The organism is Xanthomonas campestris pv. phormiicola, assembly GCA_025666215.1.
GTDB lineage: Bacteria > Pseudomonadota > Gammaproteobacteria > Xanthomonadales > Xanthomonadaceae > Xanthomonas_A > Xanthomonas_A campestris_A.
On the sequence record CP102593.1, the window covers coordinates 147,821 to 169,420 of the forward strand.

General features: G+C 67.1%; 18 protein-coding genes. 6 read left to right on the top strand and 12 right to left on the bottom strand.

Annotated elements, in window-relative coordinates:
- Positions 1-32 precede the first annotated feature (32 nt).
- The 3 genes from recC (at position 33) to recD (ending at position 9,512) form a co-directional block, all read left to right on the top strand.
- Positions 33-3,446 (top strand): exodeoxyribonuclease V subunit gamma, encoded by a 3,414-nt coding sequence (gene recC, locus NRY95_00670; protein ID UYC16535.1) that lies wholly within the window; start codon positions 33-35, stop codon positions 3,444-3,446.
- Entirely contained in the window at positions 3,443-7,303 is a 3,861-nt protein-coding gene (gene recB / locus NRY95_00675; protein ID UYC16536.1) for an exodeoxyribonuclease V subunit beta, read from the top strand. Before recC ends, recB begins: the two co-directional genes overlap by 4 nt.
- 181 nt (positions 7,304-7,484) lie before the next feature.
- Complete coding sequence (recD, locus tag NRY95_00680; protein ID UYC16537.1) at positions 7,485-9,512, top strand: exodeoxyribonuclease V subunit alpha; 2,028 nt, start codon at positions 7,485-7,487, stop codon at positions 9,510-9,512.
- A gap of 74 nt (positions 9,513-9,586) precedes the next feature.
- On the opposite strand, the gene NRY95_00685 is transcribed toward recD, so the two are convergent.
- From NRY95_00685 to NRY95_00710, 6 genes are all read right to left on the bottom strand, one after another.
- On the bottom strand, positions 9,587-9,895 hold the full coding sequence (locus NRY95_00685) for a type II toxin-antitoxin system RelE/ParE family toxin (protein ID UYC16538.1): 309 nt from the start codon (positions 9,893-9,895) through the stop codon (positions 9,587-9,589).
- Complete coding sequence (locus tag NRY95_00690) at positions 9,892-10,077, bottom strand: hypothetical protein (GenBank protein UYC16539.1); 186 nt, start codon at positions 10,075-10,077, stop codon at positions 9,892-9,894. Before NRY95_00690 ends, NRY95_00685 begins: the two co-directional genes overlap by 4 nt.
- A gap of 197 nt (positions 10,078-10,274) precedes the next feature.
- Positions 10,275-10,607 (bottom strand): hypothetical protein, encoded by a 333-nt coding sequence (locus NRY95_00695; protein UYC16540.1) that lies wholly within the window; start codon positions 10,605-10,607, stop codon positions 10,275-10,277.
- A 155-nt stretch (positions 10,608-10,762) separates the two neighbouring features.
- On the bottom strand, positions 10,763-12,046 hold the full coding sequence (locus NRY95_00700; GenBank protein UYC16541.1) for a type II toxin-antitoxin system HipA family toxin: 1,284 nt from the start codon (positions 12,044-12,046) through the stop codon (positions 10,763-10,765).
- Entirely contained in the window at positions 12,043-12,360 is a 318-nt protein-coding gene (locus NRY95_00705; GenBank protein UYC16542.1) for a helix-turn-helix domain-containing protein, read from the bottom strand. The genes NRY95_00700 and NRY95_00705 overlap by 4 nt, the downstream gene beginning before the upstream one ends.
- Before the next feature lie 139 nt (positions 12,361-12,499).
- The gene (locus NRY95_00710) at positions 12,500-12,946 is read right to left on the bottom strand and encodes an HIT family protein (GenBank protein ID UYC16543.1); all 447 of its coding nucleotides are present in this window, start codon (positions 12,944-12,946) and stop codon (positions 12,500-12,502) included.
- 264 nt (positions 12,947-13,210) lie between these two features.
- Here NRY95_00710 and NRY95_00715 point away from each other — a divergent pair, with 264 nt between their 5' ends.
- On the top strand, positions 13,211-13,621 hold the full coding sequence (locus NRY95_00715; protein UYC16544.1) for a hypothetical protein: 411 nt from the start codon (positions 13,211-13,213) through the stop codon (positions 13,619-13,621).
- Between the two features lie 192 nt (positions 13,622-13,813).
- Here the strand turns inward: NRY95_00715 and NRY95_00720 are convergent, their stop codons facing one another.
- Both NRY95_00720 and NRY95_00725 read right to left on the bottom strand, forming a co-directional pair.
- Positions 13,814-14,056, bottom strand: coding sequence for a type II toxin-antitoxin system RelE/ParE family toxin (locus NRY95_00720; GenBank protein UYC16545.1), 243 nt, complete (start codon positions 14,054-14,056; stop codon positions 13,814-13,816).
- A 62-nt stretch (positions 14,057-14,118) separates the two neighbouring features.
- Complete coding sequence (locus NRY95_00725) at positions 14,119-14,373, bottom strand: antitoxin (protein ID UYC16546.1); 255 nt, start codon at positions 14,371-14,373, stop codon at positions 14,119-14,121.
- A 174-nt stretch (positions 14,374-14,547) separates the two neighbouring features.
- On the opposite strand from NRY95_00725, the gene NRY95_00730 reads away from it, so the two are divergent.
- A complete protein-coding gene (locus tag NRY95_00730) occupies positions 14,548-14,691 on the top strand; it encodes a hypothetical protein (GenBank protein UYC16547.1) in 144 nt (47 codons plus the stop codon).
- Positions 14,692-14,916: 225 nt separating this feature from the next.
- On the opposite strand, the gene NRY95_00735 is transcribed toward NRY95_00730, so the two are convergent.
- Together NRY95_00735 and NRY95_00740 are read right to left on the bottom strand one after the other, a co-directional pair.
- Positions 14,917-16,755, bottom strand: a complete 1,839-nt coding sequence (locus NRY95_00735) for a hypothetical protein (GenBank protein UYC16548.1) — start codon at positions 16,753-16,755, stop codon at positions 14,917-14,919.
- A gap of 131 nt (positions 16,756-16,886) precedes the next feature.
- Positions 16,887-17,333 (bottom strand): HIT family protein, encoded by a 447-nt coding sequence (locus tag NRY95_00740; protein ID UYC16549.1) that lies wholly within the window; start codon positions 17,331-17,333, stop codon positions 16,887-16,889.
- A gap of 329 nt (positions 17,334-17,662) precedes the next feature.
- On the opposite strand from NRY95_00740, the gene NRY95_00745 reads away from it, so the two are divergent.
- On the top strand, positions 17,663-18,643 hold the full coding sequence (locus NRY95_00745) for a hypothetical protein (protein ID UYC16550.1): 981 nt from the start codon (positions 17,663-17,665) through the stop codon (positions 18,641-18,643).
- 587 nt (positions 18,644-19,230) lie between these two features.
- Here NRY95_00745 and NRY95_00750 read toward each other — a convergent pair.
- Both NRY95_00750 and NRY95_00755 read right to left on the bottom strand, forming a co-directional pair.
- The gene (locus NRY95_00750) at positions 19,231-20,553 is read right to left on the bottom strand and encodes a hypothetical protein (GenBank protein UYC16551.1); all 1,323 of its coding nucleotides are present in this window, start codon (positions 20,551-20,553) and stop codon (positions 19,231-19,233) included.
- 175 nt (positions 20,554-20,728) lie between these two features.
- The gene (locus tag NRY95_00755) at positions 20,729-21,553 is read right to left on the bottom strand and encodes a restriction endonuclease (protein UYC16552.1); all 825 of its coding nucleotides are present in this window, start codon (positions 21,551-21,553) and stop codon (positions 20,729-20,731) included.
- Positions 21,554-21,600: the final 47 nt, after the last annotated feature.

Consider the following 21,600-nt stretch of genomic DNA (forward strand, 5'->3'; position numbering starts at 1 on the left):
CACACCCGCGCATCCGGCACAATGCCGCACGCATGCACGCCCCTTCCGCGCCCGATTTCCGCCTGTACCCGTCCAACGCGCTGGATACCCTGGCCGCCCTGCTCGCCGAGGAACTGCGCCGGCCGGTGCCGGAGCAGCCCCTGCTGGCGCCGGAGGTAGTGCTGATCCCGCAGGTGGCGATGCGGCGCTGGCTGCAGTCCACGCTGGCCGCCGCACACGGCGTCGCCGCCAATCTGGAATTCCTCACCCCCGGCGAATTCGTCGCGCGCGCGCTGGACGCCAACCTCGGCGCGGCCACCGACGATCTGGACATGGCCACCACGCAGTGGCGGCTGTACGCGGCGCTGCAGGCCGATCTCGGCAGCGACGCGGCGCTGGCGCCCTTGGCCGGCTACCTGGCCGACGGCGACGCGCTCAAGCCCTGGGCGCTGGCCGGCGAACTGGGCAACGTGTTCGAGAAATACCAGGCCTGGCGCCGCGACTGGCTGCTGCGCTGGGAAGGCGGCGCCGACGCCGACGACCCACAGGCGCGCTTGTGGCGCAGGATCGCCAGCGGCCGCCAGTACCGTGCGCGCCGCATCGGCCAGTACCTGGACCGCTACGCGCGACCCGACGGCCCGTTGCCGCAGGGCCTGCCGAAACGGCTGTTCGCCTTCGCCATCCTCAACATCTCGCCCGACGTGCTGCGCGTGCTCGCCACCCAGGCGCGGGTGGGCACGCTGCATTTCTACCTGCCCACGCCGACCCAGGGCTACTGGGGCGATCTGCAGACGCTGTGGCAGCGCCGCCGCGAGGACGGCGCGATCGACCTGTTCGCCGAACAGGTGCAGGAAAACCCGCTGCTGCAGGCCTGGGGCGCGGCCGGGCGCGACTTCATGGCGCTGGTCGGCGACTACGAAGTGGTGCATCCGCTGGCCGAGATCGCGGTCTACGCCGATCCGCTGGCCTCCGGCCAGCGCCCGCTGGCCGACGGCGGCCTCGGCGACAGCCTGCTGCGGCGCATGCAGAGCGACCTGTTCCACCGCCGCGCGCCGGCCGTGCCGGCGCCGCTGCCGCAGGTGGACCTGGCCGACCCGAGCCTGCAGGTCCACGCCTGCCATACCCGCCTGCGCGAGCTGCAGGTGCTGCACGACCAACTGCGCGCGCTGCTCGACGATCCGCGCTTCGACCCGCCGCTGCAGCCGCGCGAGATCGCGGTGCTGTCGCCGGACATCGATCCCTACGTGCCGTACCTGGACGCGGTGTTCGGCGGCCACGGCCGCGAAGACGCGCTGCCGTACGCGCTGGCCGACGCCAGCCCGCTGGCCAGCGAGCCGCTGGCCGAAGTGTTCCTGAGCCTGCTCGGCCTGCCGTTGTCGCGCTTCGGCCTGCACGAGATCCTCGACCTGCTGGCCAGCGCGCCGATCGCCGAGGCCGCCGGGCTGGACGAGACCGGGCTGGAGCGCCTGCGCGGCTGGCTGCACGCCGCCGGCGCGCGCTGGGGCCTGGATGCGGCGCACCGGTTCCACCACCAGGCGCCCGCCGACGACGCCTACACCTGGCGCTTCGCGCTGGACCGGCTGTTGCTCGGCCACGCCAGCGGCGCCGAGGACGATATCGCCGGCGTGGCGCCATGGCCGCAGCTGGAAGGCAGCGCACTGCTGGCGCTGGATACGCTGCTGCGGCTGCTGCGCGTGCTGGACCGCCACCAGGCCATGCTGGCCGAGCCGATGACCCCGGCGGAGTGGCGCGAATGCCTGCTCGGCCTGCTCGATGCGTTGATCCCGCAGGCGCCGTCGGCGCCGCGCGCGCAACGCGCGCTGGAACGGCTGCGCAGCGTGATCGACCAGTTCGCCCGCGACGCCGCGCGCGCCGAATACGCCGGCAAGGTGCCGGCCGAGGTGGTGCGCGCGCATTTCGCCGCGGTGCTGGGCGAATCGGACACGCGCGCGCCGCTGCTCACCGGCGGCATCAGCTTCGGCCGCATGGTGCCGATGCGGCTGCTGCCGTTCCGCGCGATCTGCCTGCTCGGCATGAACGACGGCGACTTCCCGCGCCGCGACCCGGCCGCCGGCCTCAACCGCCTCACCGCCGAACTGGGCAGCGAGCGCCGCCGCCACGGCGACCGCTCCACCCGCGAGGACGACCGCTTCCTGTTCCTGCAGCTGTTCGCCTCGGCGCAGGACGTGTTCTACCTCAGCTATCTCGGCGCCGATGCGCGCGACGGCAGCGTGCGCGAGCCGTCGGTGTTGGTGAGCGAACTGTTGGCCAGCGCTGCGCAGTACCACGCCGATCCCACAGCCATCAAAAAGCTCGTGGTGCGCCACCCACTGCAACCGTTCGCCGCCGCCGCGTTCGGCGCGCTCGGCGAGGACGGCGCCGATCCGCGCCGCTTCAGCTATCGCCGACAATGGCGGCCGGCGGTGGACAGTTTGGCCGGGCAGCGCCAGCCGCTGGCGCCTTGGGTGGCCGCTGCGTTGCCCGCGGACGACATGGCGCTGCCGACGAGCATTTCGATCGACGACCTGCGCCGGCTGTTCACCGATCCGGCCGGGCAGTTCCTGCGCCATCGCTTGGGGCTGCGCCTGCCCGACCCGGCCGGCGAGGACAGCGATCTGGAACCGTTGCTGGCGCCGGGCAGCGGCCTGGAACAGCACGACTTGCAGCAACAGGTGCTGGAGGCGGTGCTGAGCGGCGCCACCGATGCGCTGTATGCGCGCCTGCGCGCGCGCGCGCTGCTGCCGTCCGGGCCGCTGGGCCGGCGCCTGCTCGACGAACGCCTGCGCCAGCTGCGCCCGTACGCGCAAGCGTTCGCGCAATGGCGTGGCGACGCGCCGGCGCGATCGCAGCGGCTGCAGCTGCACCTCGATGGCACCGACCTGCATGGCCGCCTGCCCGGCTGGTACGCCAACGGCGTGGGCCGGGTGCAGGTCGGCGCGATCGGCGGCCGCGCGGCGATCCGCCACGGCCTGGAATGGCTGCTGCTGCGCGCCGCCGGCGAGCGCGCGCCGTTCGTGCGTTTCTTCGAAGGCGACGACGGCCTCGGCCCGCATCCGATGGACGCGAATGCGGCCGAACCGCTGTCGCCAGCGCAGGCGCAGGCGGCGCTGGCCGGCCTGCTGCGGCTGTACCGGCAGGGCCTGCAGGCGTCGCTGGCGTTCGCGCCCTACAGCAGCTGGAAGTATTACCAGGCCGCGCGCAACGACGACCTCGACAAGGCGATCAAGGACGCCGCCGCACAGTGGCAAGCCAGCTTCGGCTGGAGCGAAGCGGCCACGCCGGAACTGCGTCTGGTGCACCGCGGTCGCGATCCGTTCGCCGACGCGCAGCGTTTCGCCGCCTTCGCCGCCACCAGCCACACGCTGTATTCCCTGCTGGAACGCGGCAGCGCCGACAGCGCGCTCGATCCGGCGCGGCTGGCCGAAAGCTGGCGGCAGTGGCGCGGCGCGCAGGAGGACGCCGAATGAGCGCTCCCGCGCACGACCCGTACCTGAGCCTGCCGCTGCACGGCGTGCGCCTGATCGAGGCCAGCGCCGGCACCGGCAAGACCTTCACCCTGGCCACGCTGTTCACCCGGCTGGTGGTCGAGCGCGGCCTGCGCATCGGCCAGATCCTGGCGGTCACCTTCACCGAGGCCGCGACCCAGGAACTGCGCCGGCGCATCCGCGAGCGTTTGGCGCTCGCGGCGACGCTGGTGCCTGCGGCTGCTTCTGTAGGAGCGGCTTCAGCCGCGACAGAAATCGCAGAAGACCTGCTGCCGACCGCGATCGCCGACGACCCGTCGCGGCTGAAGCCACTCCTGCAGGAAGCGCCCGACGTCGTTCTCACCCGCGCCATCCTCGCCGCACACCTGGCCGCCGGCGAAGAAACCCCCGCCGCCCTGCGCCGCCGCCTGCAACAAGCGGTGGAGGAAATCGACCTCGCCGCCATCTTCACCATCCACGGCTTCTGCGCGCGCGTCCTGCGCGAGCACGCGCTGGAGAGCGGCCAGACCTTCGCCGCGCCGGAACTGCTGGCCAACGAGCGCGACCTGCTCGGCGAAGTCGCCGCCGACCTGTGGCGTCAGCGCGCCGCCGACGCAGCGATGGCCGACGACCTGGTCGCGCTGTGGCCGGGTGGACCCGACGCGCTGGCCAGCGACCTGCGCGAGCTGGTGCGGCATCCGCACCTGCTGCCGGCGGCACCGGCGCTGGCCGACGATGTCGCCGCGGCCACGCAGCAGGTGCAGGACGCGGCCGCCGCGCTCGCCGCCGCGTTCCACGCGCACGGCACCGCGTTCTTCGACGCGCTCGCCGCCGCCATCGAAGACGGCGTGTTGAGCAAGGTCAGCTACAAGCCGGAATGGCTGGCATCGCTCTGGCATTGGTGCGACGGCTTCGCCGCCGCGCCTGCGGCGGGCCTCGCGCCGCATGCCAAGCTGATCAAGCTCACGGCAGCGGAGCTGGCATCCGGCACCAACAAGAAATTCGTCGGGCGCACGCCGGCCTCGCCGATGACGCACGAGGTCGGTGGTTATCTGGCTGCGCTGGCGCGGCTGGAGGAAGCGCACGCCAGGCGCCGCATCCGCCTGCTGCACGCGCTGCGTGGCGATGCAGTGAAGCGACTGGCCTTGCTCAAGCGCCAGCGCCGCGTGCAGACCTACGACGACCTGGTCGATGGCGTCGCACACGCGTTGCGGCCCGACAGTGCGCAGGCCGAACCGCTGGCGCGGCGCTTGCGCGCGCAATACGCCATCGCGCTGGTGGACGAATTCCAGGACACCGACGACCGCCAATGGGCGATCTTCTCCAACGTGTTCGGCGAAGGCGCGCTGGCGCGCGAGGCCGGGCTGGAACCGGCGCTGTTCGTGATCGGCGATCCCAAGCAGGCCATCTACGGCTTCCGCGGCGGCGACGTGCAGACCTACCTGGCCGCGGCCGCCAACGCCGAACCGGCGCCGCCGCTCGGCCACAATTTCCGCTCGCGCCCCGCGCTGCTGGCGGCGCTCGACGCGCTGTACGCGCAGGCCGGCTATGCGCAGGCGTTCGTGACCGACGGCATCGCCTTCCATCCGGTGCAGCCCGGCAGCAAGCGCCACGACGCCGAGCTGCAGCGCGACGGCGCCACCGCCCCGGCGCTCACGCTGTGGCGCGCGCCGCAACCGCCGCCGCCGCCGGCCGCGTCTGCGGCCAAAAACACATCCGCAGGCAAGCCCAAACCGTGGAGCGCCGGCCGCGCGCGCGCGCTGTGCACCGCCGCCTGCGTCGCCGCGATCCGCGACTGGCTGGCCGGCGGCCGCGCCGGCACCGCCACGCTTGGCGGCCGCGCGGTGCAGGCCGGCGACATCGCGGTGCTGGTGCGCAGCCATGGCGAGGCCACCCGCATCCAGCAGGCGCTGGGCGCGGTCGGCATTCCCGCGGTGGCCGCCGGCCGGCAGAGCCTGTTCGCCACCGACGAAGCGCTGGAACTGCTGACCCTGCTGCAGGCGCTGCTCGACCCGGGCGACGACAGCCGCCTGCGCGCGGCGCTGGCGACGGTATTGATCGGCGAAGACGCCGCCGCGATCGCCGCGCTCGAACACAACGGCGACCGCCACCGCAGCTGGCAGCAACAGGCGCTGGACTGGCGCGAGCGCTGGCAGCGCGGCGGGCCGCTGGCGCTGATCGGCGACCTCGGCGCCGCGCACGCGCAACGCCTGCTGGCGCTGGTCGATGGCGAGCGCCGCCTGACCAACTACCTGCAGCTGGCCGAAGCGCTGCAGGAAGCCGACACCCGCGCGCTCGGCCCGCACGGCCTGGTGGATTGGCTGGCGCGGCGCATCGCCAATGCCGACGACAACGACGAAACCCAGCAGCTGCGCCTGGAATCGGACGCGCGCCGCGTACAGATCGTGACCCTGCACAAGAGCAAGGGCCTGGAGTATCCGCTGGTGTTCCTGCCCTACATCGGCATCGGCCGCAGCGAGCGCGGCGCCGGCCGCCACTGCGTCGTGCACGCGCCGCCGCTCGGCCGCCAGCTGCACTGGAACACCTCGAAGTGGGGCGGCGGCAAGGACGACCCGGCCTGGAGCGCCGTCGAAGCGGCCTGGAAACAGGAACAGCGCGCCGAGGACGCACGCCTGCTCTACGTCGGCCTGACCCGCGCCGAGCACGCGCTGTGGATCGCCACCGGTCCGTTCCACCAGCACGAGCGCAGCGCGCTGGCGGCGATGGTCGGCGACCTGGACGCGTTGCAGGCCGCCGCCGGCGAGGGCGCGATCGCCATCGACGCCACGCCGCCGCCGGCCACCCTGCCGCGCCTGCCGCTGGCCGACGCCATCCAGGTGCCGCCGGCGCGCGTGCCGCAGCGCCATGTCGCGCCGGAGTGGTGGGTGTACAGCTTCACCCAGCTGGCCAACGCCGACGCCGGCAGCGCCCCCGACCCGATGGCCAGCGCCACCGTGGTCGGCAGCGGCGGCAGCGACGAGCCGTCCACCAGCGAGGCCGTCGCGACGACGCTGGACGTGGAAGCGTTCGACCGGCGCTTCACCGGCAACCGTTTCGGCGTGGCCATGCACGACGTGTTCGAACGCTGCGACTTCGCCGCCTGGCGCGATTGGCATCCCGGCCAGCCGGCGCCGGACGGGCAGACCGCGGCGCTGATCGAAGCCCTGCAACGCGGCGGCTACGCCCAGGACGAACTGGAGGACGGCGCCGCCATGCTCACCGCCCTGGTCGGCCACACCCTGACCGTCGCGCTGCCCGAAGGCACCCGCCTGGCCGCGGTGCCCGAACCGCAGCGCCGCAACGAAATGGAATTCCACTTCGCCATGCGCCCCACCCGGGTCGATGCGCTGCTGGCGCTGCTGCACCGCTTCGGCGTGGTCGGCGAGCGCCAGGCGTTCGGCGCGCGCCAGCGCCTGGAAGGGCTGATGACCGGCCTGATCGATCTCACCTACCAGCACGCCGGGCGCTGGTACGTGCTCGACTACAAATCCAACCGCCTGCCCAGCTACGACCCCGACGCGCTGGCGCGGGCGATGGCGCACAGCGAATACGAACTGCAGGCGCTGATCTACACCGTCGCGCTGCACCGCTGGCTGCGTTTCCGCCTGGGCGAAGCCTACGACTACGCCCGCGACTTCGGCGGCGTGCGCTACCTGTTCTGCCGCGGCCTGGACGCCACCCGCGACCCCTCGCCGGGCGTCCACGCCTGGCGTTTCGACCCCGACCTGGTCGCGTCCGTCGACGCCCTCTTCGCCGGCGCCCCGCTCGAGCCCCTCTCCCCTCGGCGACCGCAGGAAGTCCCCGTGGGAGAGAGGGGTTGGGGTGAGGGTCCGTCCGCCCACGGAGCCCCCACCCCGTGAACCAGCCCAACCTCCTGGCCGCCCTGCACCGCAACGGCACCCCGCATACCCTCGACCACGCCTTCGCCCAGCGCCAGGTCGAAGCCGCGGACACTCAGTTCGCCGGCGCTCCGCTTGAGCCCCTCTCCCCCCGGGAGAGGGGTTGGGGTGAGGGTCCGTCCGCCCACGGAGCCCCCACCCCGTGAACCAGCCCAACCTCCTGGCCGCCCTGCACCGCAGCGGCACCCTGCGCACCCTCGACCACGCCTTCGCCCAAACCCTGAGCCGCCTGGACGCAGAAACCCCCGACCTGGTCCTGGCCGGCGCCGCCCTGGCGTCCCTGGCCGTCGCCAGCGGCCACGCCGGCCTCGACCCGGCGCGCGGCAACGTCCTGCTCGACCCGCGCGACGGCCCACCGCCCACGCTGCCCGATCCGGCCGACTGGCAACGCGCCCTGGCCGCTTCGCGCTGGATCGCCCAGCCCGCGCCCGAGGCGCCGGCCGCCGCCGACTGCCCCCTGGTCCTGGAACACGGCCTGCTCTACCTGCGGCGCTACCGCGAATACGAGCGCCGCCTGGCGCAAGGCCTGCGCCGCCTCGCCGCGCAACCGCTGCCGCCCTTCGACGTCGCCGCACTCGCCCCACTGTTCGCCCAGTTGTTCCCGAAGGCAGGCGCTTCCCCTCTCCCATCGGCGACTGAAGGAAGTCCCCGTGGGAGAGAGGGTGCCCGAAGGGCGGGTGAGGGTACGTCCGCGCTCGACCCACCCACCGACCGCCAAGCCCAGGCCGCGGCGTTGGCCCTGCGCCGCGCCCTGCTGCTGGTCACTGGCGGCCCCGGCACCGGCAAGACCACCACCATCGCGCGCCTGCTGCTGCTGCGCATCGCGCAAGTGCAGGCCACCGCGACCGCCGCCCCGCGTATCGCCCTGGCCGCCCCCACAGGCCGCGCCGCCGAACGCATGGCCGAGAGCCTGCGCGCGGCGGTGACACGCGCGCTCGACAACGGCATCGACCCGGCCCTGGCCGCCGCATTGCCGGCCGGCGCCAGCACCCTGCACCGCCTACTCGGCGTCATCCCCGACCTGCCGCGCTTCCGTCACGACGCCGACAACCCGCTGCCGTTCGACCTGATCGTGGTCGACGAAGCCTCCATGGTCGACCTGCCGCTGATGTGCAAACTGGTCGAAGCGGTGGCCGACGGCACCCAACTGATCCTGCTCGGCGACGCCGACCAGCTGCCCTCGGTCGAAGCCGGCGACGTGCTCGCCGCCATCCTGCAGGCCGCCGGCCCCGGCGACGCCCTGCAGCCGGACGACGCGCAAGCGCTGCACCCGCTGCTCGGCCACACCTCCAGCGACACGCACAGCGGCGGCCTCGCCGGCCACCGCGTGCACCTGCTGCGCGGCTACCGCCAGGCGCAGGGCTTCGAACTCGCGCCGCTGGCCGACGCCGTACGCGCCGGCGATGCCGACACCGCCCTGGCCCTGCTGCGCAGCGGCGAACTGGCCGGCGTGCACTTCCACGAAGACAGCGAGGACCCGCTCGCCATCCGCCGCGACGCCCTGCTCGCGCACTGGCGCGCCCTGGCCGACGCCGAAGATCCGGCGGCCGCCCTGCGCGCCGCCGCGCGCCTGCGCCTGCTCACCGCCGTGCGCGCCGGCGCGCAGGGCGCGCGCGGCCTCAACGCCCGCATCGAACAACTGCTGGCCGACAGCGGCGCCGGCGCGCGCCGCCTCGGCGCGGCCTCGCCCTGGTTCCACGGCCGCCTGCTGCTGGTCACCGAGAACAGCTACCGCCACGGCCTGTTCAACGGCGACGTCGGCATCTGCCTCAGAGAGAAGCAGGGCGCCCTGGTCGCCTGGTTCGAAGGCGAGGGCGACGGCCAGGTCCGCGGCTTCCACCCCGCCGCGCTGCCCGCGCACGAAAGCGCCTTCGCCATGACCGTGCACAAGGCGCAGGGCAGCGAGTTCGACGAGGTCTGGCTGCAACTGCCCAACCGCGACGCCCGCGTACTCAGCCGCGAGCTGGTCTACACCGGCATCACCCGCGCGCGGCAGAGCCTGCACTTGGCCGCCAGCGAAACCGTGCTGCGCGCCGCGTTGGCAAGGCACGCCGCGCGGATCTCGGGATTGGCGTGGCGGTTGGGTAGGGTGGAACAGGTTTCTGCACCGCCGTCGTTAACACTTCAAACAGAAGGCCAGCCGTTCCCCGTCCAAGGCGCATTGTTCTAACCTATTCGGGTGAGCCACAACGTTGATCTGATCCGCGTGCCGCAAGAGTTATGGAAACACTCTCATCGCACAGATCAGCCGGCTTCCCACGGCGGACGGGGCATCAGCGACAGGTCGCGCGCGCCATGCACGATGGCGAGAATTTCGACAACTGCCGCGTGCGAGCGATAGATGATGCGGTAACTCTGGAAAAGCAACTCGCGCACTGCAGGATTACCGGCCTCAGGCACTTCTCGGCCGCGCTCGGGGAACGCCTGCAGCGACTCCGCTGCGTCGATGAGGCGATTGACGAAGAGGTCGGCGTAGAAAACGCTGTCGTGGGCGACATAGTCGCGAATGGCTTGCAGGGAATCGACGGCAGGTTCGGTCCAGACGATGTTCATCGGTCGAGAGCGAAGCGCCTTCTGACTTCATCATGCGGGACTACACGACCTTCTTCGGCTGCACGCAAGCCTTGTTCGATCTTCTGGCGAACGTAGATTTCGTACATCAGGTCGTCCCAACTGGCCTGCTCCGGCAGGCTGCGCACCAGTTGTTCGGCTTCGGTTTTCATGCTGTTGGGCATGGGTGTGCTCCGTTATAGGGACAGGCCTACTTTAGCGAAGAACGGGAGAGGGGAGAAATGGAGCCCCGGCGCAGTTAGCCGCATTACCCGAGGCACGCCCGTTGCACGGTGCTCCATCGCGACGCGTGGAGCCGCCGCGCCGGCCCGAGAGGCAGCGGCGCGGCGTTCCTTCCAGACCTAGTGCCCGGGCGACGCGCTCACTTGGCCGGAATGCGCTGGTACTCGTCGCTGCCGGTGCGCAGGTGGCCATTGGCCTGGTCGATGGCGAAGTTCACCGTTTCGCCGTCGTTGGAGACCTGCAGCACGTCGTCCTTGTAGATGGCCGGGTAGCTCTCGGTCTTGGGCTTGCGGCTGAAGAACCGCGGCGTGGTGTTGCGCACCATGAAGGACTCGCCGTTGCGCTCGATGTCCATCGTGTCGTCCTGCGATTCCACATTGACCCAGTGGCCGACGAACTTCTCGCCCTCCACCTTGGCGCAACCGGCCATCAGCATCGCCGCGGCCAGCGCGGCACCCATCCACTTCGTCATCTCCAGCGCTCCGGTGTTGAAGTCCGGGCAAGGATGAGGCGTTGCGGATGTATGGAAGGTCAAGAGTCCAGGGGGCACGCCGTCAGCGCTCGTAGAGAGCATCGGTGACGGCCGAGCCGGCGAGGAAGGGTGGAAGTGCATGCTTGCGTGGCATCTCAGCGTTCCGTGTCGATGACCGCGTCCATCGCCGCGATCTCCGCGCCGCGCGCGCCGCAGCGCCGGGCCTCCGCTTTCCAGCCGCGCACGGCCGTGCGGACCTGCTCGATGATTTCGCCCGCCTGCGTCTTGCGCAGGCGGTAGTACGCGCAGGTGTCCAGCAGCAGCCGCAGGTCGGGGGTCGGATCGTCCAGGCCGATGCCCAGCACGTGGGCGTCCTTGTTCGGATTGGGGTTCACGTCGAAGGCCGGCGACAGCCGCCAGCCGCCCGGTTCGCGCAGGAATCCGTGGTTGCGCAGGTGGTCGTCGCGGTTGCCGACCAGCACATTGAACGCCACGCGGCGGAACAGCTGCCGCAAGTCGTCGGCGATCGCCGAGGCCACGCCGTGGTTCTCGATGGCATGGGCAAGATCGGCGTAGCTGCTGCCCTCGCTGTCGTCCACGTCCAGCAGGGTGAAGGCGGACGCGTAGGCGCGGCGCTCGGTGCCGGCCCGGTCGAAGCGCTGTACCGCGTACGTGGTGCCAAGCGCGGACAGGGCGAGCTGGCGTGCGGCAGGCATGGCGATCCCGGCCGCCAGCGACAGCCGGTAGGTCACGAATTCCCACAGGCCCACGTCGTGGCGATCGTCGCTGGAGGGGAACTTGGCCAGCCACAGCGTGCCATCGGTGTCGCGCACGCTGGCCTTCGGCCTGGCGCCGCCCAGCGATGCGCCGGGCGCCACCAGTTGCTTGATCCATCGGATGTCATGGTCGCTGTCGTCGATGTCGCCGCGTTCCACGCGCACCGCAATGGCCTCCAGCGCGCGCAGCTCGGTCATCGGCGGCGCGCCCAGCGCATGGTCGTCGAGATAACGCCCGTCGCGCGAGCGCAGGCGCAGCGCGCCCATCCGGGACGCATCGTTGACGCCGATCAGGTAGTCCCACGGGCGCAGCGCGCGCACCCGGCGATTGTGCTCGCGCGCATCGATGACTTCGCGGCGGTCCATCAGGCGCTTGCCCCAGCGATCGGGCGAGCAGTCCACGAACGCGCCGGTCAACGCGCTGGCGTCGTCGCGCGCGACCAACGGGCGGCGGTGCAGCGGCAGCTGCGGGTCCAGCGCAAAGGCGCGGATCGGCGCGGCCTGGTCCACCCAACTGTCGGTGTAGTGGAACTGGAGCGTGTCGCCCGTGCGGCTTTGCCGGCGGCTCAGGTGGCCGACCAGGGCGCGGCCGCCGAGTGCGGCGTCGTCCAGCCAGACCTCGACCTGGCCGAGGTCCTGTACCTCATTGGCAGCGCGGCTCACGGCGTGGGCTCCCGCTTCGTGTTCGTGCGCCGCAGCTGGCTGTCCTGCAACTGGCGGCCCACTTCATCGTCCCGGGCCAGCAGGTCGATGTCCTTGTCCAGGCCCAGCGCGGTCAGCACGCGCAACATGGTGGACAGGCTGAGGGCCGGATCGCCGCGCTCGAGTTTGCCCACGGTGGGCACGCTCACGCCCACCCGGGCAGCGAGGTCGGCCTGGGTCATCTGCCGGCGCAGGCGCGCGGCGCGCAGGCGCTCGCCCAGCTCGCGGATCTGGCGCTGGGCACGGGGCATGGTAGGTGGGGTGCGCTTGGCCATGGAAGATTAAATTACATTTCCCGAGCGGAAATGCAAATTTATTTACTATTCGGCCGCGCGGCCGTCAGCCTTTGCGCCTCGATGCAGCGCGGCAGGGCGGCAGCCAGATTGGGGAATGCAGCCGGTGCCTAAAGCGCGCTTACGGCAACGCGGCCCGAAGACGGGCGGCAAGCGCAATGCGCTGCTCGGGGGCGTAGGGCACCTTCTGCCCCGCATGCAGCCCGTCGTTCGCGTAGCGCGGGAACACGTGCAGGTGGTAGTGCCACACATCCTGATTGCCGGCCGGCCCGTTGTGCTGGCGCGTGGAGATGCCCTCGCAGCCGAAGGCCGCCAGCATCGCGTGCGCCAGGCGCCGCGTGGCGCGGAAGACCTCGCGGCCCAGGTCGTCGGGCATGTCCAGCACGTTCTCGTAGTGGCCACGCGGGATCACCAGGCAGTTGCCTTGGATGCCGGCGTAGTGGTGCGTGGGCACCAAGGCGAACACGTTGGCATCCATCAGCACAACGGCCGATTCCGGCGCAGGCGAGGGCAGCGTGGCGGCAATACCGCAGAACGGACAGTCGTAGCCAGGGGGAGCGTGCTGCATGAGGCGCAACGGCGAAGCGAACCCACTGTGGGGCGGGAGCGGATTCTGTGGTGCGCTCTGGCGACGCGTCAATCGGACAACGTAATTGGTGGGCTGGCGCCGATCGCCATACCGCTCGGGCAGTGGATGGCGGCCGGGAGAAATGCGCGCTGACCTCAAGCTTCGTCTTACCATCCGCCTGTCGCGTCCGCTCTCTGACTTGAGCGCCGATAGCACACCCACACCAGCCACCCTGCGGAAAGGATCGCTCAGATGGTATCCGGCATGCGTAAGTTCATCGTCCTCCCCGCGCTGTTCGCTGTCGCGACAGGCTGCGCCGTCTTTGCCGCCCCGAAACACGGGGTCATCACCTTCGTCGAGTCGTCGGACAAGGGACAGGTGCGGACGCTGAAAATCGGTCTTACCGATACGCCGGCAAAAACGTGTCTCTCCGGAGACTGGAGGGTGGCCAAGGTACTGGAAGACCCCTCCGGGTATACCCGCAAGCCTGCGTACGAGCTCCAAGGCAACAACCTGGAACTTCTGCTGGTCAATGGAGTCTGCGACGGCTACGACTCCTATATTGGGAAACTCGAAGGCACGGCGTTCAAGGGGGAGCACGTTGCCTACGGCCTCGGCCACAATCGGACACTTGGCGCCGTCTCGGGAACGTATGCAGGGGCAGAAGCGCGCTAGAGGCTTCTGTCATCCGCCACCGCGATGCCACTTGGCAAGTCGCCCCAAATCCTGGCTGCAGCGCATGTGCATGGCTGCTGGTAGACACGGCGAGAAGTCGGCCGGCGGCCGCAAATGTCGGCCCGGTTCGGGCGATGGGGCACGGGCTAAGCGGAGCGGATTGGATGGCCCGACGGTGGCTCGGAAGTGGAACTACAGCCTGTCGGCCAGGCGAGCCATCAAGTCCATGCGTTCGTGAAAGATCGCCACGATCAACGCCGGGGCGTTCTCACGTGGCAAGCAGAAGACGTAGTGGTGTGCGCAGTGCGCCACCCGCAGCGCCGGGTAAAGCGCGCCTAGCTCCTTAAAAGGTCCTTCACCCTCTGCGAGGCGAGCAATGCCCTGTTCCAGGTCTGCGATGTACCGGCGAACCTGTGGTTCTCCCCAGCGTTGCATCGTGTAGCGGACGACCCCGCGCAGATCGGCCTCCGCCGCCTAGGTGAGGACGTAGCGCTTGGTCAAACGCGGCGACCCCCGGCCAGTTCTTCATCGAGAATGTCGCCAATGCTCTTGGCGGACACCTTGCCCGCAAGTCCCTCGTCAATGCGCCCTCCCAACACGGCTTTCAATTCCTGCCACGTCCGATCGGCGTCAACATCGCCGGGGAACAAGCGTTCGAGCGCGTATTGCTTGATGGTCTTGCCCTGCAACGCGGCCAGCGCCTTGAGGCTCTGGTGCTGCTGATCGCTGAGATCGATGGTCAACCGACTCATGGAGGCCTCCAAAAACACACAAACCCACATTAGCACATGGGGATTGACTGCCAGAGATGGAGGCGTCAATCGCTACGGTTCGCATGGCGCAGGGCCGTGTTCAACGCCATGCCGGTAGGCGAGGCGGACCTAGCTAGGCTACGGCGCGTGCCAGCAAATACAGAGCCAGGGGAAATGCTTTCAAACAGATACTTCCTCTGGCCCCGTTGTTGGTGGCAGCTGATCAGCCTGGCGCCGGTCGCAGGCATCCTGGTCCTTCTCTACCTGCTGACCTATCCGACCAAGCAGGGCGAACCAGGCAAGGCGGTGACGAACTGAGCCGGTATCGCCGGCAGAGGGGCATCGCCACGTCGTGACCCGGGCGAGGTCGGCTGGTGGCGGGCGGTGAACCTGGCCGGGCGTCGTCCCATCATCGCCCGATGCGTCCCGCGGGAATGGCGACCCCATGAGCCAGGCCGCGGATGGCTGGCAAGTTGGCGCCGATGGATCGCCATCGGCGCGCGGAGGAATGGCCTGCGTTTCCGTTGCACCAGCGCGGCACCTTCACTGCGGGGCTTGCTGGCGCGCCTCGATCAATTGCGGGCGTTCGGGGCGATCCGCGTGCTGCGCCATGGCCAGCAGCTTCTGGAAATAGGCGTGGGCCTTCGCACCGTCGCCCGCCTGCCTGGCCGACGCGGCCGCGCCGTACAGCGACCAGAAGCGGTTGGGCTCCTGCACCAGCGAGGCTTCGAACGCCGTCAGCGCGTCGGCCGGTTGGCTGTGTGCCAACAGCATCTCGCCCAGCATTTCCCGGGCCGGCGCCAGCGGCCCGGGCGTGACCGAGGCCAACTGGGTCTTGTCTTCCAGGTCGGCGGCCTGACGCATGCCCGTCAGCGCGTCGGCGACATGCCCTTCCTGCAGCGCCAGGAGCGCGGCCACTTCCCGTCGCTGAATATCCGTCTGCTCAGCCCAATAGTCCTCGCCCTGCTTGGCCAACGTGGCGTGGAGTTTGTCCAGCGATGCGATCGCCGCGCGTGCGCCGTCGCCGTCGTGCAGATGCGCCGCGCCCAGGCCGCGGGCGAAATAGGTGATCGAATCGGCATAGGGAAAGCGGCTGGGCACGGGTGCGAGTTTGGCCGCCTGCGCCCAATCGCGGCGCTCCAGCGCGTAGCGCGCCGGAATCGCGGCGCGGGCGTAATAGGCGGCCGAGGCCGGCGCCGCGCCGTTCGCCTTGGTCGGATCGAACCGCGCGAAGACCTGCGCCGACGCCTCGGCCAATTGCCCCGCGGCCTTGTCCTGCCCGGTCTGCAGATAGCCGTAGATCATGTAGTCGCTGGCATGCAGTTCGTCGGCCGGCTGGCCTGCGGCCCGCGCCGACGCGGCCGAGGCCAGGTTGGTGTCGATGGACGCCTGCCAGTCGCCGATCCGCGTGAAGGTATGCGAGGGCATGTGCAGCGCGTGCGGCGTGGAGGGCGCGATCGCGCCGTAGCGCTTCGCGGCGGCGGCGGCGCGCGATGCCAGGGCCGGCTCGTCGTAGGCGTGGATGATGTAGTGGGCCAGGCCGGGATGATCGGGATACTTGGCGAACAGCGTCTCCAGGATTGCGCCGGCCTTCAGCTGTTTCGCATAGGTCTTGTCGGTGGGATCGGCGGCCGCGGCCAGCGCCAACGCGTAGAAAATGCGCGCTTCGATGTCCTTGGGGTAGGCGGCGGCCAGCCGCGCCATCGCCTGCTCGTAGGCGAGGGCGCGCGTGTCCTGGTCCAGAAGGTCGGCGTCCACATACAGATGCGCCACCGCCTCCAGATAGGCCTGCTCGCGCGGGGTCTTGGCCTTCAGCGCCCGCCCCGCGTTGACCGCTTTCAACCCCTGCTGCAGTTGCGCGGGAGATTTGAACCCGGCGAACGGATTGCTCCAGCTACTCAACGCGATGCCCCAATAGGCGATGGCGCAGCTGGGGTCGGCCTCCAGCACCGCGCGATAGCCCTCGATGGCCGGGCCGAACTGGAAGGAGTGCATCAACGCCACAGCACGATCGAACCGCGGCTGCGCCGCCGCATTGCACGAGGTCGCAAAGCTGACGCTGCCCAGCCGCTCCATCGCGGCATGGTCGTGCATGGGGTCGTGGGCCGATGCATCGGCCGCAACCACGATGGCCAGGAGGTATGCGACAACAAAGCGTTTGGCGCTCATGACACCTGGCCGTTGAGAGACGGAGCTCGCTGCATCTTTCCCCTGTCCTGTTCGAAAGTCCATCGCGATGCGCCTGGCAGGCAGCAGCGCCGACCCCGCAGTGCGCACATCGGGGGCGGAGCACCGGAGCGCGCGCAAAACCCGCTCCTGGCGCATTGCCATCACGTCGAAACTGGCGGCAACCGGCCACGGGAAGAGCGCGGTGCGGGACACGTGGCCCGCCGGTTACCGAGGAGGCACGCCCTGCGCGGCGTCAGCCGGCGAGCGGCGTCATCGCGTAGCCATGATGTTCCAGCACGCGCCGGCACAGCGACACGAAGTCCGGCATCACCAGGGCGGGCACGCTACGGCAAAGCAGCCCGGAGACGTGCGGCCAGCGCAATGCGTTGCTCGGTGGCGTAGCGCACTTTCTGCCCCCCATACAGCCCGTCGTTCGTGTAGCGCGGGAACACGTGCAGATGGTAGTGCCACACATCCTGATTGCCGGCCGGCCCGTTGTGTTGGCGCGTGGAGATGCCTTCGCAGCCGAAGGCCGCCAGCATCGCGTGCGCCAGGCGCCGCGTGGCGCGGAAGACCTCGCGGCCCAGGTCGTCGGGCATGTCCAGCACGTTCTCGTAGTGGCCACGCGGGATCACCAGACAGTTGCCTTGGATACCGGCGTAATGGTGCGTCGGCACCAAGGCGTACACGTTGGCATCCACCAGGACAACGGCCGATTCCGGCGCAGGCGAGGGCAGCGTGGCGGCGATACCGCAGAACGGACAGTCGTACCCGGTGGGAGCGTGCTGCATGAGGCGCAACGGCGAAGAGAACCCACTGTGGGGCGGGAACGGATTCTGTGGTGCGCCCCTGCGACTCGTCAATCGGACAACACAGCTGGTGGGCTGGAGCTGACATCCATGCCGTCAAGCGATGGTGGCTGGGAAGAAGTGCACTCTGACCCTGGTTTCCCAGGAAAAACCTCCGGTAGCGGGGTCAGGTTCACTTGGCGGCGGCCGTGGTGGATTGCATGGCCGGTGCGCATGACCCACACCCGTCGCCATGGGCATGGCGCAATGCGTCCTATGCCATTGGGCCTCTATGCATTGGGCCATTAGGAGGTGAAGGCTAGAATCGCCAGATGGTCACATCGCATCAGCTTCTCCAGCCCGAGATTGCGCATCCGTTCGTCTGGCGTCCTGGCGACGGGCTGAATTCCGGCTGTGTCCAACGCATGCGCCATCAGGTGCGCCGCCCAGCACATCCGATGGGCGAAGCGTGGTTCATGGGTGAAGATCGGCGCATGTTCGACTTCCTGCTCGCTGATCTTGAGGGCTTTTCGCTCGAGGAGCTGCGCGTACCGCTTGAGGAAATCGCTTCCGGAAATTCCAGTTTCGGCCCCATGGACGAGTGGACCAATTGGTATCGCTACTTGTTGGCTCAGCTCGTTCCCCGCCACCTGGAACAGTCGTTCGACAGCCTGTATCAGCACCTCGTCACGGCGTTCATGGCCGTGCATCCGCGCGGTATCGATGAGCCATACCCTGGGTTCGCAGATGATGCGAGGCAGACGTTGGGCCGCTGCCTGATGGACCCCTCTCGCTGGGCCGGAGAGCGGCTGGCGGTCTCTGCGCCGGAGGATCCGTTCACGGGTGGGGAGCGCACGGCGTGGAGCGTGGCGTGTGGCGATTTCTCGGCGGGCATGTTCTTCTGTGCGAAGTACCTGACCAACCACGAACTCGCTGACTGGCTCGATTCGGTATTCGCCATCCGTTGTCCGCTATGGACTACGCAGTTGTATGGCTGGTTGCTAGCCGCCCAACCTTTGCTGTCGGGGCGTGTGGTGGAACTGGCCGACCTCGATGCCGATACGCCAGCAGAGGTTCTGTGGCATGGAGCGCACACGTTGAAGGGCGATTTCTCTGGCGTCTACGAGCCAGAGTCGCCGCCACTGCCATTCCTGTCACCGGATCGTTGTCAGGCGGTCCTGGCCAGCGTGCGCAGGCACGTGTCGGAGGCAAGCTATTTCACCTGGCTCGATGCGATCAAGCCCTACGTCTATCTGGAGGCGCTGCTTGGCAGCATGCCGAGTCGCTTTGCCGACACTTTCGATATCGACTAGAAGCTCCGCTTCTGTCCGAAGCGGAGTGAGGTAACGGGGTCGGGCAGTAGGAAATGAACCTGACCCCTTTTTTGGGCACCGGCCATCGCATTGCTGATCGACGTGTGCATCCGCGGCTTCCAGCGGCACTATCTGAATCCGTTCCATCAACCCGTGATGCGGGGCGGCAGTTGGTTCGGCAGCATCAGCGTGCGACTCGATCTGCATAGCAGTCGGGCAGCTGAAAGTGATGGGGGCGTCTGCTTAAGTGCACTCTGACCCAGTTTTTCGTCTGCGTAAGTGCACTCTGACCCCTGTTTTTGCCGATTCCGGCGCAGGCGAGGGCAGCGTGGCGGCGATGCCGCAGAACGGGCAGGCGTACCCAGGGGGAGCTTGCTGCATGAGGCGCAACGGCGAAGAGAGCCCACTGTTGGGGGGATTCTGTGGCGCGCTTCGGCTAGCCGTCAATTGGACACGCGGGTGGTGGGCTGGAGCCCCGTCCATGCCGCCAGGCTATAGTGGTATGAAAGAAGTGCACTCTGACCCTGGTTTCCACTAAAGAAGTGCACTCTGATCCCGGTTTCCACTAAATTTTGGCATTAGGCTCTTCAAGGCCTCTGTTTAACAGCGGTTTCTGCAATCTTGACAATTGGGTCGCGCAACTCCTTTAGGAGCTCAATAACTTCCTTCTTTGTCAGTGAATTATCTGCATGCCCCCTTATCGGATTCATGTGAATCTCTGATAGAACATTTTTTATGTAATGAGAATGATCTTCCCCTTTTCCGTCTCCGCCTGACACCTGCTCAGAGAATCCAACCATTGAGCGAACTAACACACTTTTATAGGCATATTCTTCCGCAAGATTTCTTTGTTTTATGTATTGAGATGCAGAAAACCAAGCTGCTCCGATCAATATGGGGATGAGTGAAATTCGGCCTATGACGAGTTCGATTGCAGTTCCTGAGTCAATTGTGACCCATATGCCAATACCAATTGCGCCTAAAATAAAAATTGCCGCTGCGAAAATCCATCTGATAGTGGTCTTGTCAGATTCTGCTTTAATCTGCTTCTCGGTAAATGCTGCACTTAGTCCTTGTGCTGTCTTATAGCCGAGGGCGACTCTTGCGCTGTTGATAAGCGACTTCGCTTCGTCGAGAAGTACGACTCTCTCGGATGTGAATTCATCTAATAACGCCCTATATTCGTCTGATTTTGCATTTTGATTATCAATTTGAAGTTCGCGCGAAGAGATTTTCTTGAAGAAATCTTCTATTCCAGCCGTGAGATTTCTAACATCGTTTTTACTCTTTTCTATTCCAGTGTATGAGTCTTCGCAATCTTTCTTAATAGAGCTTATCAATTCTAGTGCGCTGGTTGATTCCTTTAGGTTTTGAGATATCGAATCTTTCGACGAGCTTATTTTTTCTATAGTATTTCGCGCATCAGTGAGAGTGAGCTTCATTTCCTCTAGCGCAGATTCCGTTGCTTCCTTTGTTGATCTTAGATTTTCAATTTCTATCGACAATTCAAGGGATTTCTTTTGAAGAGTGTCTATGTGATCTTCAAATGCGATTCTTCTCTCATCTAAATCGCGGACACCATAAGATCGAATGATGGGCTTTATTTGTTCTAAAATATTTCCTGCGCTTGTCAAGTCTAAGTTATTGCAGTAGGTGACAAGGCTACCTAGGTTGGAGCTAATTAAGGTTCTTTCTGCGCTAGTTGATTTCTTTAGAAATTTTGTCGGCGCAGAATAGAGGGTATGCAAGTCAATCAAAATTGACTCGATTCCTGCGATTATCGACTTGTCTGAATACTCAGATTCATTGCCAAACCGGAGACCCGCGAAATCATGAGATTTAACTTTTTTTAAAGATTTCTTTATTTCGGAAGATTGATCTTTAATTTGCTTTATGGACGGGGTTTCCATTTTTGGTCAGTTCCATTTCTAGGCGATAATTTTAGTGTAGTAAAGGCGAATCTTGACGCTGATAATGTCGCGAGTGGACTGCATTTGAAAACTGGATCGTTCAAGTCAAATTTCGAATGCCTGGAGTCTCTGCATTTTAGGGATTATATGGCTGAAGTAACGGGGTCAGGCTCACTTACCCGGTTCCTTGGCAATGCGGAAACTGGCTGCAGCCAAGAAATACCTTACCCGTGCGCTTGTTGGTCCGCTGTACGAGTACGCTTCCGCACCGTCGGCAGGTTGGTGATTGAGAGGGAGTTTCGATCGCCGAGCCGAGCGCCGGTTCGATACGGGAATCGAGAGGTATTCCAATAGCGCTACCACGTTGCGCCGTTTGGATCATGTCCAGTAACTGTTCTCCGCCGATCAGCTTGATCGGCTTACCAAACGCAAACCGTGCTGCATCGGCCGTGTATCCACCCACACAAACGATCTTCACCGCATCCGCCTGGTGATGCGCCAGCAGCCCATACATTTCGCGTACGACGCTGACGCCGACCTGTTGCCGCTTCCATTGCTTGCACTGCACCAGCGTGCGATGGCCGTCCTTGCGCAGGATCAGGTCGATGCCGCCGTCGGCGCCGCCTAGGCCGGTTTCTTCCACGCTGTAGCCCTGGCGGCGGAAGGCTTCGCCGACGAGCAGTTCGAATTGGCGCCAGCCACCGGCGGCAAGGCTTTCCAGGGTGGTACGAGTATCCAGTAGGCGGCGACGATGGCGTGCGCCGAGGAAGGAGAAGAGCGCAGCGATCCAACAGACGATCAGCACGATCCACGCAAGCGGTGCGAGCGTGCTGTCCGAGTGCTGCGCGATGCCTTGAGCCAGCATGCCGCCGTGCTGGGAGAGCCACCAGGCGAGTCCATAGCGCACGGCAAGAAAGCCAGCGATGCCCATGGCTAGCCCAAGCGGCCACGGCAACGCAGCCAGCGCGTCAAAACCGGTATTTCCCCGTTTGCGTCCCATGCGACCCCCGTCCCAGAACCAAACATAGCGCCAGAATCGGCAGCTGT

Bases quoted from the DNA above. Each gene is read 5' to 3' on its own strand.
- NRY95_00720 (UYC16545.1), bottom strand. From the start codon at position 14,056: ATGCAACGCTGGGGAGAACCACAGGTTCGCCGGTACATCGCAGACCTG.
- NRY95_00725 (UYC16546.1), bottom strand. From the start codon at position 14,373: ATGAGTCGGTTGACCATCGATCTCAGCGATCAGCAGCACCAGAGCCTC.
- recC (UYC16535.1), top strand. From the start codon at position 33: ATGCACGCCCCTTCCGCGCCCGATTTCCGCCTGTACCCGTCCAACGCG.
- NRY95_00705 (UYC16542.1), bottom strand. From the start codon at position 12,360: ATGGCCAAGCGCACCCCACCTACCATGCCCCGTGCCCAGCGCCAGATC.
- NRY95_00730 (UYC16547.1), top strand. From the start codon at position 14,548: ATGCTTTCAAACAGATACTTCCTCTGGCCCCGTTGTTGGTGGCAGCTG.
- NRY95_00745 (UYC16550.1), top strand. From the start codon at position 17,663: ATGGTCACATCGCATCAGCTTCTCCAGCCCGAGATTGCGCATCCGTTC.
- NRY95_00715 (UYC16544.1), top strand. From the start codon at position 13,211: ATGCGTAAGTTCATCGTCCTCCCCGCGCTGTTCGCTGTCGCGACAGGC.
- NRY95_00695 (UYC16540.1), bottom strand. From the start codon at position 10,607: ATGACGAAGTGGATGGGTGCCGCGCTGGCCGCGGCGATGCTGATGGCC.
- NRY95_00755 (UYC16552.1), bottom strand. From the start codon at position 21,553: ATGGGACGCAAACGGGGAAATACCGGTTTTGACGCGCTGGCTGCGTTG.
- NRY95_00750 (UYC16551.1), bottom strand. From the start codon at position 20,553: ATGGAAACCCCGTCCATAAAGCAAATTAAAGATCAATCTTCCGAAATA.
- NRY95_00690 (UYC16539.1), bottom strand. From the start codon at position 10,077: ATGCCCAACAGCATGAAAACCGAAGCCGAACAACTGGTGCGCAGCCTG.
- recB (UYC16536.1), top strand. From the start codon at position 3,443: ATGAGCGCTCCCGCGCACGACCCGTACCTGAGCCTGCCGCTGCACGGC.
- NRY95_00740 (UYC16549.1), bottom strand. From the start codon at position 17,333: ATGCAGCACGCTCCCACCGGGTACGACTGTCCGTTCTGCGGTATCGCC.
- NRY95_00685 (UYC16538.1), bottom strand. From the start codon at position 9,895: ATGAACATCGTCTGGACCGAACCTGCCGTCGATTCCCTGCAAGCCATT.
- NRY95_00710 (UYC16543.1), bottom strand. From the start codon at position 12,946: ATGCAGCACGCTCCCCCTGGCTACGACTGTCCGTTCTGCGGTATTGCC.